At 38.6% G+C, this 13,489-nt stretch carries 7 protein-coding genes; all 7 read left to right on the top strand.

Annotation, left to right across the window (positions count from 1 at the left end; all coding sequences use genetic code 11):
• Positions 1-67: 67 nt before the first annotated feature.
• Complete coding sequence (locus CYTFE_RS0110265) at positions 68-1,414, top strand: FAD-dependent oxidoreductase (RefSeq protein WP_027471713.1); 1,347 nt, start codon at positions 68-70, stop codon at positions 1,412-1,414.
• 11 nt (positions 1,415-1,425) lie between these two features.
• The gene (locus CYTFE_RS26065) at positions 1,426-1,899 is read left to right on the top strand and encodes a DUF1847 domain-containing protein (RefSeq protein WP_052343136.1); all 474 of its coding nucleotides are present in this window, start codon (positions 1,426-1,428) and stop codon (positions 1,897-1,899) included.
• Positions 1,900-2,124: 225 nt separating this feature from the next.
• Positions 2,125-6,021 carry a hybrid sensor histidine kinase/response regulator transcription factor gene (locus CYTFE_RS0110250; RefSeq protein ID WP_081735964.1) on the top strand — a complete coding sequence of 1,299 codons (3,897 nt, stop codon included), beginning with the start codon at positions 2,125-2,127 and terminating at the stop codon, positions 6,019-6,021.
• Positions 6,022-6,316: 295 nt separating this feature from the next.
• A complete protein-coding gene (locus CYTFE_RS0110245; protein ID WP_027471711.1) occupies positions 6,317-9,367 on the top strand; it encodes a SusC/RagA family TonB-linked outer membrane protein in 3,051 nt (1,016 codons plus the stop codon).
• 36 nt (positions 9,368-9,403) lie between these two features.
• Positions 9,404-10,957, top strand: a complete 1,554-nt coding sequence (locus CYTFE_RS0110240; RefSeq protein WP_027471710.1) for a RagB/SusD family nutrient uptake outer membrane protein — start codon at positions 9,404-9,406, stop codon at positions 10,955-10,957.
• Between the two features lie 75 nt (positions 10,958-11,032).
• A complete protein-coding gene (locus CYTFE_RS26060; protein ID WP_154665649.1) occupies positions 11,033-11,812 on the top strand; it encodes a PI-PLC domain-containing protein in 780 nt (259 codons plus the stop codon).
• A gap of 123 nt (positions 11,813-11,935) precedes the next feature.
• Positions 11,936-13,471 carry an alkaline phosphatase gene (locus tag CYTFE_RS0110230; protein ID WP_027471709.1) on the top strand — a complete coding sequence of 512 codons (1,536 nt, stop codon included), beginning with the start codon at positions 11,936-11,938 and terminating at the stop codon, positions 13,469-13,471.
• Positions 13,472-13,489 lie beyond the last annotated feature (18 nt).

Below are 13,489 nucleotides of genomic sequence, written 5' to 3'. Positions count from 1 at the left end.
ATTTACACACAGGAGAATGATTAATTCAGAGGATCTCCATAGAGCCATTGTAATTAAATTAGAGTATATGAAATACGACATTGTTATAATTGGGGGAAACCCAGCAGGAGGGGCAGCTGCCTCGTCCGCAAAAATGCTTCATAAAGATAAGACGGTATTGGTTATTAGAAAAGAAGAGCAGTCACTGATACCTTGTGGAATACCATATACTTTTGGGACCCTGCATTCTGTAGAAGACAATATTAAAAGTATTGAGCCTGCAAAAAATATGGGAATTGATTTTTTAATTGATGAGGTAAGTGCAATTGATAGTAATCAAAAGCGTTTGCATTTGAAAAGTAATCGTTTTGTAAGTTATGATAAGTTAATTATAGCAACGGGTTCAACACCATTTATACCACCTATTAAGGGGATCCATTTAGAAGGCGTGGTAACAATTCGAAAGGAATTGGAATATATTCAAGCGCTTCAATCAAAATTGAATAAAGGAAAGGAGATTGTTGTCATTGGTGCTGGATTTATTGGTGTGGAGATGAGTGATGAACTCGTGAAACTGGGGGCCAACATTACCTTGATTGAAGCCATGGATTCCATTTTACCTTTGGCTTTTGATAATGATATGATAAGTCCTGCCATAGATGTGTTAGCAAAGCATGGAGTTACCATACGCACCGATACAATGGTGGATAAAATACTTGGAAAAGAGGGCAAGTTATCAGGCGTTCAACTTCAGAGTGGGGAGGTTATAAAGGCTGATAATGTAATTCTGGCCATAGGATATCAGCCCAATGTTTCTTTGGCAAAAGAAGGAGGAATTCAAATTGGAATTTATGGTGGTATTGTCACCGATGAATACCTTAGAACATCTATAAAAGATATCTATGCCGTTGGTGATTGTGTGGAGCATCGAGATTTTTTTACACGGAAACAATCCAAGCTAATGCTTGCTTCTACCGGTGCTTCAGAAGCCAGAATTGCGGGTATGAATCTGTATAATTTAAGAGTGATTAGGCAAACAAAAGGCAGTATTGCCATTTTTTCAAGCTCGTTGGGTGATATTTCAATGGGGGCGGCCGGATTAACAGAAAAGCAAGCGAATGCCGAAGGTTTTCAGATAGTTGTAGGTCGAAATGAGGGCGTTGACCATCATCCTGCTAAACTGCCAGAGACTTCCAAACAAAAGGTGAAACTTATTTTTTCAAAAGGAAGCGGAGTTGTTTTAGGGGCACAGATTATAGGAGGACAGTCAACCGGTGAAATGATTAATATCCTAGGATTAGCCATACAGAAGCATATGACTGCTTCAGAATTGGCTATTATGCAATATGGCACGCAGCCAATGCTTACAGCCGGGCCGGGCAATTATCCTATTGTGTTAGCTGCTATGAGCGCAGTGCAACAAATGTACGTTTAAAATAGATGAATATGACGGAATTATATACAAAAGCATTTAGAGACATAATGCAAGTAAATTATGATACAACCAGCATGCGTTCTAATCGTGTGGAGGAGCTTATGAACTTTGCCAAAGGCGCCCATTTTAAACGTATTGGGATAGCGCATTGTATCACATTTGGCTACGAAGCTGAATTGTTAGAAAAGTATTTCTCTAAATGTTTTGACGTGTACACGGTGGATTGTAAATATGGGCGTCTACAAAAAAAAGATCTGTTGGGCGGATCTGGTAGTCGTATTTTATGTAATCCTGCCGGACAAGCGCATTTTTTGAACCAAAGAAATACTGACTTGAATATTTCAATGGGCTTGTGTGTTGGTCACGATATGATATTCAGTAAGGCATCCAATGCCTTTGTAAGTAATTTGTTTGATAAGGATTTTACAAATAACAATCACCCTGATCAGGCAATCACCGAAATTCAAATGAAGATGGGGTTGTAGACTTTTTAGTTTTAGTTAAAGTGCTATTATCAATTATATGCCAAGTTTCGTCCATTTATTTTTTGTAAAATTAATAGAATGAAGAAGTAATACTTAATGTTTATTTCATTTTCAGTTTAACTTTCGTGCAAGCAATATGATCATCTTTGTTGGGTAAAAAATACCTTGGTAAAACCAGAAAAAATATTTGCATTGCTTATCAGGGTTTTGCTAAGTTTTTGAAATATGAAGCACTGTACTATACTCCTTCTTTTGTTATTCGTTGTTTTATCGATTCGAGCCCATTCTAAATATAATTTTAAAACCATCACCATGGAGGATGGTTTGCCTAATAATTCTGTTTTATGCATAGCTCAGGATAGTATTGGGCGGATGTGGTTTGGTACTTATGACGGACTATGTATGTTTGATGGTATTCGTTATAAGTCATTTAATTATGATGCAAAGAAACCAGAAACCTCACTGCCGGACAACCAAGTATTGGCTTTAGATGTAGATAAAAGTGGAAATCTTTGGGTGCAACTTGGTAGAGGAATTATCAGCAGACTGGTAAATGTACAAAAGGGAATTTTTAAGACCTATCTAAACTTATCTAATGGTACATTAGAAGTGACAGGTGATGGAGATGTATGGGTGAATGTGAACGGAGACTATTATTGTTTTCTCAGTGAGCGGGATCAATTTGTTCGCGCTGAAAAGCCCCCCATGGAGAAAAAAGGTTCTTTACAGAGGGAATACTTAAGACAAAGGTATCCTCATGTTGCTTTTATGGGAGGTGTTGAGGTGGGTGATAATGAGTTTTGGTGTGGATCTAGGTATAAAGGCTTGTTTCATGTGGTAAAAAAGCATGATGCAGGTAATTTCTATGTAGAGCATATACGTCATCATAAAGATAATCCCTTTTCTATTGCCAGTGATGAGGCATATTGCTCTTTTGTGGATAATGTAGGTATATTATGGGTAGGAACGAAAGATCGGGGTCTCAGTAAACTTCTGCCTCAATTGTCATATATTCAAACGCTTTCTTTTAGGCAAGGAAATCGCCATCAACTGCCAGAATCTCCTATTAGAGCCATGGCAAATGATGATAAAAATAGTTTGTGGGTGGGTACATACGATAAAGGAGTATTTATTTACAATAAGGAGGAAGACTCATTTGAAAAAGTAGTTGTAAAAAGGCAATTCAATAATGATTGGGAAAGGATTCGTTGTATTTATAAATCCAAAGATGGTAGTATGTGGATTGGCAGTTATGCCGGTTTGTTGAAGGTCGATATCAATGGAAGGCAGTCATATTTCAATGCCGAAGCTTCTGGTCAGTATAAATTATCACGGATTTATAGCATGGTTGAAGATGAACAAGGTTTTCTTTGGTTGGGCGGTTGGGGAGGACTGGATAAAATTAATATCCGTACAGGTGCCATAACACATGTGCTAAGTACGGAGTTAAGTGATATACATATTCGAAATTTGTATTTGGATAATAAGAAAATATTGTGGATTGCTACTGAATTTGGAGGCATCAACAAATACAATCTGACAACAGGTCAGATAGAGATAATCAAGAATACAGATCAACAGTCTCCATTAAGTTGTAATAGTTTATTTCATATCATACAAAATAGAAAGGGGGATTATTGGATTTCTACATTTAGTGGAATTACCGTATATAAACCCGAAGAAAAAAGTTTTGAAAAATTACAGCTTAACCTTCCTTCTGATTTAATTTATGGGGTATTGCAGGATAAAGGTGGTAATTACTGGATTAATACTGGAAAAGGTGTGGTTAGATATAATGAAGCACTAACGCAATCTCGTGTTTTTGACAGTAGAGATGGCTGGGTAAGCCAACAAATGTGTGAGGGTGGTTTTTTTCAGAGTAGCCATGGAACATTGTTTTTTGGTGGTAATGAGGGTATTAATTTTTTTCAGCCCCACGATTTTGTGAACAATGAGATTGCTCCCAAAGCTTTCCTGGGATTTGATAATCAAAAGAATAATGCTAAATCAGCAGACGGCGATAAGCAAATAAACTTAGGCTATTTTAACGAAGGACTGCATTTAAACATACATGCCTTTCATAATTTGGAACCCTCTAAAAATAAAATTCAATACCGTTTGTGGCCCAGCGATTCTGCCTGGATATATGTGCAAGGGAGTCAGGCAAAGGTCCAAAGAGAGAGGCTAAAACCTGGCGAATATGAACTCCAATATAAAATGGCCAACGCCGATGGAAAATGGGGCTCTTTGTTGAAGAAAAAAATTGTAGTAAAGCCACCGATCTGGTTTAATGTATATTATCAATTGGCTTTTATGATTTTCTTTTTGTTAGGCTTGTCTATACTACTGCGTTTAAAAGTGCGTATGGAACGTTATAAGCGCAGAAAACTGGAGCAGCTCGTTAAACAACGTACGCAGCAATTGGAAGATAATCAGAAAGCTTTGCAAAAAATAAATCGAGAGTTAGCTGTTTCTAACCAGAGTGTACTGGAGCAAAAAAATAAAATATCAAAACAACACGGTGTTTTACTTCAAATGCACGAGCAGCTTAAAGAGGTCAATGAAATGAAGATGCAGTTTTTTTCCAATCTAGCACACGAATTTAGAACTCCTTTAACCCTGATTGCTGGTCCGGTGGAACAACTTCTGGCTGATGAGCATGGCACCGATCATCTTCTGAATGTACTTAGACTCATAAAAACACAGACGGATGTATTGATTCAATTGGTGAATCAGTTGTTGGATTTTAAAAAGCTGGAAGGTGGATATATGACATTGAGAAAAGAATCTGGAGGCTTAATATCTTTTTGTAATAATATAATGGGTGGATTTGAATTGGAGGCGGATAGCAAGCAAATCGCCCTGCGTTTTATTTCTACTCGTGAGGAGATCAACTGTTATTTTGATCATGAGAAGATACGGCAGATCTTGGTTAATCTGCTTTCGAATGCATTTAAATTTACACACAAAGGGGGGCATATTGTAGTTAGTCTGGAAGTTGATGATGAAGAGAATAAGGTGGTGATAAAGGTCGCTGATGATGGCATAGGTATACCTGAAGCTCATATTCAGAATATATTTCAACGTTTTTATCAGGCAGGTCAATCCTTAGATTTAACAAAGCCAGGTACGGGTTTAGGACTGTCTCTTTGTCAAAAAATGGTTGAGTTACATGGCGGAAATATAGGTGTAGAAAGTCGAGAGGGTGAGGGGTGCTGTTTTATAGTCAATTTTCCGTATGAGGCTTATGAAGAAGATAAAGGTGTTGCCTTAAATTCATCTGAATATAAAATGGATCAAAAACAAAAGCAAAGTGCTTTGGTAGAGGATGAAAACGATAACAAAAAGTGTGTGTTGGTGGTCGATGATCATCCGGATATTGTGTGGCATATAAAAGGTATTTTGGAGAATCAATACATGGTATTTACAGCCGGGAACGGTTTAGAGGCTTTAAAACTCATAAAGCATAGGAAGGTAGACCTTATATTATGCGATTGGTTGATGCCACAGATGGATGGTGTGATGTTATGCGAAAAAATAAAGGAAAACAAAAGGTGGCAACAAATACCGTTTATTTTGATTACCGCACTTAGTAATGAAAGTCATCAAATTAAAGCTTTACAAAAAGGGGCTGATGATTTTATCAGCAAACCTTTTTCAAACCGTTTGCTATTAACCAAAGTAAATAATTTGATTAGAAGAGAGAAGGCCTTGTTGGAGGCGTTTAATATTTCTAAGCATTTGCAAGCTGAAAGACAAAAAGTGCCCAGTCTGGAAGAACGTGTATCGCAAAAAATAGCTCTGGTAATCAATGATCATTTGTCAGATGCAAATTTCAGTCCTGACCTCTTAGGCGAAAAGATGGGGTGGAGTAAAATGCAGCTTTATCGAAAAGTAAAACAAGCAACAGGTATTACTCCCAATGAATTAATTCAGCAGTTTCGTTTGCAGCGAGGAAGGCAGTTGCTACAAGATGGAAATTATAGAATAAGTGAAGTTTGTTTTATGGTTGGTTTTAATGATCCCAAATACTTTAGTCGTTGTTTTCAAAAGGCTTTTAGATTAAGACCTAGTGAATTTCAGCTACAACATAAACAAGAAAAAGAACGAGCTACATGTTAAGCTAAAATCAAGCAAATATGGAGAGAATATTAATGCGATCATTGTCCTCCTTTTGAGTTAGTATTTTCGACACGTTGTTCAAATAGTCCACCTTAACGAATACGATTTTTCACCTCATTTTCTAGCTCCTTCTCTATGTTTGACAGTGTAAAATATCAAACAAATGAATCTAACGGATTCTATTCTCAACAATAAATCTGATGTACGTTCTTGAATTTTTAAATAGAGCGGATAAGATGATAACGCTAAGAGAAATGGTGTTCGTGTATTGTAACTGAAATTCAAACTGTAAAGAATGAAAAAGTTATTTTTACTTCTGTTGTCTATTGTGAGTATAACAGAAGTGTATTCCCAAGCTGTTTTATCGGGTAAGATTATTGAAAACTCCACCCATGAAGCTTTGGTTGGTGCCAGTGTGTATGTAAAAGGTACTACACAAGGTACAATCAGTGATATAGATGGAAATTTTCATCTAAACACAGATACCAATAGAGGAACGCTTGTTTTCTCATTTGTTAGTTTTCAGGATCAAGAAATCGCATTTGATGGGGATCAGAATTTTGAGATTATGATGGAATCGGCTATGATGGGGCTGGATGAATGGGTCGTGATAGGATATGGATCTGTTCAAAAGGACGATTTGTCAACAGCCGTTGGGTCACTGGAAGGTATTCAGGAATTGAAAAATCGCCCGGTATCTACTACTGGTTTATTACAAGGTACCATGGCTGGAGTCAATGTGATGAATCAAGGAGGTGATCCAGGGTCACCAGCGAATATCGTTATACGTGGTTTGGGTTCGCCCAGCGATCAGGTATTGTGGGTGGTGGATGGTGTTCCGGGAGCTCCTGTAAACGCCGAAGATATTGAGTCTGTTTCGGTGTTAAAGGATGCAGCTTCTGCTGCTATCTATGGTTCTAGTGTGGGCTCTGGCGGTGTAGTTGTAGTTAGTACCAAGCAGGCCCAGGCAGGGAAGACAAAGGTGGAGGCTAATTTGTATACCGGTATTCAAAAAGCCTATAATTTGCCTGAGGCATTGAATGCGGAAGAGTTTAATGCGGTTAAAAACCTTGCAGCTGATAATGCAGGACAAGGGAGAAGTGATGCCTTTAATGCAAATATCTATCCTGATGGAGCGGTTTCTAGAACCAACTGGATGGAAGAGATTTTTAGGATGGGAAAGGTCAAACGTCTGGCGCTTAGTCTTTCGGGTGGTTCGGAGTATATGAAGGCATTGGCTTCGATTCAAGTAGATGATGAACAGGGGGTGCTGCTTAATACCTTTAAAAAATCGGTAAAAGGTCGTGTGAATGTAGATTTTAAGCTGACTGATAAAATCAAATTTTCGGAATGGGTGCAGGCTGGAACATCAAGAGGATATTCCAATGATACCTATTCGGGTTATACAGGAGCTATCATAAGTGCTATTTATATGCCTCCTTCTGCCGCAGTCTATAATGAAGATGGTAGCTATGGAGGGGTCGTGTCTGCTAGTAATTTAGCTTATGCAGGAGCATATGGTGATATTGTAAACCCTGTAGCTACGTTAAAAAGAAAAGATCAATACAATCCTAGCTATTATTTACGTTCTACTTCTTCTTTGGAGGTGAAAATAACTTCCGGGTTGACCTATAAGAGCATGTTTACATTAGGTACAGACCAAAATTTAAATGAGGAGTTTAGTGTTAAACGTCCGGAACCCGGTAAGCCTTTGAATGAGAATAGTAAGTCGATGAGCACTGGATTTACCAATAAATGGCTGTCAGAGAATGTGATCACCTATAAGAAAATGATTAATAATCACCAATTGACTTTGATGGGAGGATACAGTGCTTCTTATCAGAAAACAAAAGGATTTGGCTTGACTGTCTATGGGTTTGATAGTGAGAATGAAACGGCACGTCATTTGGTGAATGCCTCCGACTGGAGTAAAAGTAAGCCCTATGAAAACATGAGCGAACTGTCGTCAACTTCTATGTTTTCACGCTTAAGTTATTCGTTTAACAATAGGTATTATTTTACGGGAAGCATTCGTAATGATGCTACTTCTAAATTGTATATGCATAATAATGATGGAACATTCATGGCCATGTCGGCTGCGTGGAAGATATCATCAGAGGACTTTTTTAATGTGGACTTTATTGATATGTTAAAATTACGTGGCAGTTGGGGGCAAATTGGAAATGTGAATTCGGTAGATAATTATGCCTATGTGTCTAACCTGGAAGCAACTAGAGGGACTGTGTTAGGAGAGGATCCGACGACCTTATCGGGACTTGGGATGCAGAAGATTCCTAACCTTGCCTTAACATGGGAAACATCGGAACAAACAGATATTGGTTTGGATATGAACATGTTCAATAATAAATTAAATGTTACAGCTGATTATTATCTAAAATATACCAAAGATTTTATTGATGATTTACCTAACCCGGCAAGTTTTGGCGCCAGCTTAGCTTCTAAAGGAAATATTGGGAAAGTGAAGAATCAGGGTTTTGAACTGTCCATGTCCTATGGCAATACCCATCGCGATTTTACCTATAGCTTAGGAGCTAATATTTCAACCAATGAAAATACGATTGAAGATCTCGGCAATCGTGAGAGTTATTTTTTGAGCTCCAACGTTCGTCAAGTGCTTCGTCCTATTAACAACTCTGTAGGCCAAGCATGGCATTCTTATTACTTGATAAAAACGGATGGTATTTTTCAGAGCGATGCTGAAGCAGCTGCCCATGTGGATAAGGACGGAAATAGAATTCAACCCGATGCCGTTGCTGGTGATTTGAAATTTATTGATAAAAATGAAGATGGCTTAATAAACGATGAAGATCGTGAATATATGGGTAGCGCGACCCCAAAAATAACCTATGGTTTCAATGCCTACTTCCAATATAAGGGCTTTGATTTGTCTATGTTGTGGCAAGGAGCGGCTGATCGGGATGTTTTTAATGCTTATAAGGGTGTTGCCTATACTGCTTCTGAGCAAGGATACAATATGGATAAAGAAATTTTAAATGCTTGGTCGGAGTCTAATGTAAATTCTGATATCCCACGTATTTCAGCCACCGACCCCAATAAAAATTTCCAGACCAATTCTGATTGGTTTTTGGAAAATGGTTCTTATGTAAGGTTGAAAAACCTGACTGTAGGTTATACCTTACCCGATGCTTTATCGGCAAAGATAAAGGCCCACCATCTTAAATTAAGGTTTTATGCCAGTGGAGAGAACCTATTTACCATTACAAATTATTCAGGGATGGATCCTGAAGTGGCTAACTATGGCATTGATGTGGCTAAATACCCTGTGGTACGTAAGTTTACTTTGGGTGTAAATGTCAATTTTTAACTTTTTATTTCAAATTAGATATTAAATAATAAAACAATGAAACAAACAATATATCAATTTGTGTTGGTGTTGATGCTGGCAGTAAGTTCTTTCGCATGTTCCGATGATTTTTTGCAAAACGACAAGTACGGGGCTGCTGCAACCGATAACTTCTGGAATACAGAAGGGGATGCCAAAGCAGCTGTGAATGCACTTTATACACACTTTACCGATGATGGTGTGGTAGGCCGAGGTTTTATGTGGTATATCTGCGCCAGTGACGATATGGTGGTAGGAAGGGATAAGGCCCAGTCGGTAAATATGAAAAACTTTATTGATGACGGTTCAAATAGTTATACTGCTAATAACTGGCGCTTGATGTATCGTGTTATTGCTAGAGCCAATGCTATTATGGAAAATGTTCCGGGTATGGATATAGATGCCGACTTGAAGGATTTTATAGTAGGACAGGCTTATTTTTTAAGAGGATGGGCATATATGTGGCTGGCTCCACGATATGGTGATGACAGAGCAGGTATACCTATTGTACCAGAGGGAACGCCAGTAACGGAATTGGATGTAGCTAGAGCGGCTCATGTGAGCGATAATTATATGCAGTGTGTTAGTGATTTTGATAAGGCGGCTGATTTATTACCCTATTTTGATGAGCTGAAGGCTGAAGATTATGGTCGACCTCATAAAACAGCGTGTTGGGCTTATGCTGCCAAAGCATATTTGTATAATGCAGAGTACGATGCTTCAAGTTATGAAAAAGTAGTGGAGTATGCCGATAAGGTAATCGGGACCAATCAACATGAATTACTGGATGATTATGCCGATGTGTTTAAGATAGAGAATAACTGGAGTAAGGAGTATATTTGGTCTTTTGTAAGTAGTGATGAAAGGGGGTGTATTACACCATCTGTATTTTTAGAGAACAAAGGTTGGGGTAAGTTCAATGGATGGGGATACTGGCATGCCACCAATGAATTGTACGAAGAGTACGAAGATGGCGATGAGCGACGCGAAGCTACGATTCTTAAGTTTGGTGATGATTTTCAGTATTTTGGAGAGAATATACGTTATTATTCCACCAATAACCGTACAGGTTTCCAATTTAATAAATTTATGGATCCTTATAGAACCGCAGATTGTGTAGGAACCACTGTGAATCCCAATGGAGATTACCCCACGACCGACCTTAATATGCCATTGATACGTTACGCTGAGGTATTGCTTTTTAAAGCGGAAGGCTTGTTGATGCAAGGAAAAAATGGCGATGCTCCTTTGAATGAAGTGCGTAAAAGAGCTGGTTTGGGACTTATTAGCGGTGCAACAATGGACGACTTAAAGCACGAACGAAGGGTTGAGTTGGCAGCCGAATGGTCTGACAGGCATCAAGACTTGGTACGCTGGCACGATGCTGAAGCTACTTATGCTAAGCCATTGCACGGACGTATTCATAGTAATTTATCGGATCCTGACTCACCATTTGAAGTGAAGGAGGTATGGTCTTCACGTAGTTATGATCCCGTTGTAAACCATGTGTGGCCCATTCCTCCTCAAGAGATTGAAGAAAGTAAAGTATTGTTGCAAAATGAGGGTTATTAATAACTTAATGGAATCAATAATATGCACGTTTCATCCAATTCCTAAAATATGGATTGGATGAAAAAATAAGTAACTATGGTTTTAAAAATGATCTTGTTATTACTATGCGTGGTGAGCATGTATGCTTGCCATCCAACTGAAGGATTAAAAATAAAAGGCGGACATTCTCATAACGACTACTACCATCCCAGACCCTTGTTTGATGCATTGCGATGGGGTATGGTATCGGTAGAGGCGGATGTGTTTCCTGTGGGCGATCGACTATTGGTAGGACATTCCTTAGGGGAGCTGAGTGAGTATAAAAGTCTGGAGGAGTTGTATCTGATGCCCCTTTATGAACTGTATCGAAATAAACAGTTGGATACGCTAATTTTAATGGTTGATATAAAGGAAAAAGGGGAAGAGAGTTATCGGATATTAGAAAGTAAACTGGATGATTACAGGCCTATGCTTAGCGTATTTGCTAAGCATAGATTGCAGAAAAATCATGTCACGATTATTCTGTCCGGTGATAGGCCGAGCACTATATTTGAGCAAACATTCAGGTATTGTGCGCTGGATGGACGAATTGACTCCATTAGTTTTGCTTATGATTATACCTTTTATCCTTTGGTGAGTGATAATTGGGAAAAGCATTTTAGCTGGGACGGAGAAGGAGCGATGACTCCCCATGAGTGCCAAAAATTAAGAGACATTGTAAATCAATGCCATGAGCAGCATAAATTGTTACGTTTTTGGAATACTCCGGGACGATTACCGCAAAGCCTAAGCTTTTGGCAATTGTTCCAAAATGAAAAGGTGGATTTGATGGGTGTTGATAAACCAGATGAGTTTAATGCCTTTCTTAATGATTGAATAAAGCTTCAAAAAGTTCTGTGCCCTTGTGGGTTGCAGAACTTTTACTATTCCAAATTTATATATTCGGGTTTTATGATGAATGTTTTATGCATTCATTAAGCCTTCTATAACAGACTTATTATGATGATTCGAAAAATATTAAGCATTACCTTGTTAGTGTTTAGCAGCTATGTCCCTGCTTTTTCGCAAAGCATTTTGGCAGATTCTTTGGCCATGTATTGCCCTGAGACTTCTATTTGGTATCCGCATTCGACGCCTTATTATTTATATAAAGGAGCTACTTTTTCACAAAGTCAGGTGGTGTGGTCGACGTCTTTTCATACGGCTACACCCATTCCCATAGGGAGTGTGGGGCCTAAAAAATATACCAAACAACTCAAAGGGATTATTTCCAATACCCAAATAGCTGAGGTTATGAAGCAGGCCGTTGAAAATAAGGTAAATGTTATTTTAGTGATTGGTGATGGTATGGGCCCCGTCCATATGACATTGCCGGTGTATATGCGCAAAGCTAATGGAGATCAACAAATAACCATGTTTGAGAAAATTATGAAGGAAGGCGATTGTGGATATGTGTTGACCAATCCGGCCGGAGGACTGGTAACCGGTTCGGCTGCTGCAGGAACAGCCATTGCTACGGGTACCAAAACACGTATGGATATGGTAGGTGTGGATACCATAGGAAAACCATTGGTAAGTGTTATGGATATAGCAGTGCGTAGAGGAATGAAGACTGCTTTGGTGACTGATGCTGCTATCACAGATGCTACACCAGCCGCTTTCTATGGTCATTCGATAGATCGTAATAACGAGACGGAAATAGCCAGGCAACTGGCGGAAGATAACCGTATCGATATTATATTTGGCGGAGGTGCAGAAAATTTTATCCCACACGATAGTCGATTCAAAGATATGGAAGGATTTGAAGATAGCCATTTTTCACAGTCCATGTCTGCTCGTAAAGATGATAAAAACCTGCTGGATATTTTTATGAAGAAGCAATATAAAATGGTTCATAATACGAGCCAAATGGAGCAGTTAAAGGTTGGATCACCGGTGGTAGGATTTTTTTCTGTCGGAGGACTTCCGGCACCCATCGATAGGAACCTGCAGAACAAGGAAATACCCACGGTGGCACAAATGAGTAAAAAAGCACTGGAACTAGTTTCTAACAACCATAAAAATGGATTTTTTACAATGATAGAATGTGCCCGTATAGATTGGGAAGCACATGCGAATGATGTAGGTGCAGTGTATAGGGCTGTGGTAGAAATGGATGAGGTGCTAAAAGATGCCTATGTGTTGTATCAACAACGACCTAAAAAGACTTTGCTTATTTTTTGTGCTGATCATGAAACAGGAGGTCTGGGTATTGCTTATCGCAAAGTAGATTCAGATGAAAAAGAATCATTTAAATGTGTAAATGGAGAAATGTGGGAAACCATTACCAAGGCGCTTTCTTTTGAAAATTTCAGAAAGATGGCAGCGCAAGATCGTTCCTTGTCGCAAATATTTGGGATGTCAGATTCTCCTCGTGCCTTAAAGGAAAATGTGGAAAAACATACCGGATATACCATCAGTGACTACCAAGCAGAAAAGATTTTTGAAGCTTCGCACAAAGGGGAGAAAATGCCCAAATATGCAATACCTCAATAATTACAGTAATGTAAAATT

Source organism: Saccharicrinis fermentans DSM 9555 = JCM 21142, assembly GCF_000517085.1.
GTDB classification, from domain to species: domain Bacteria; phylum Bacteroidota; class Bacteroidia; order Bacteroidales; family Marinilabiliaceae; genus Saccharicrinis; species Saccharicrinis fermentans.
This window is presented reverse-complemented; position numbering and strand designations above follow the sequence as displayed.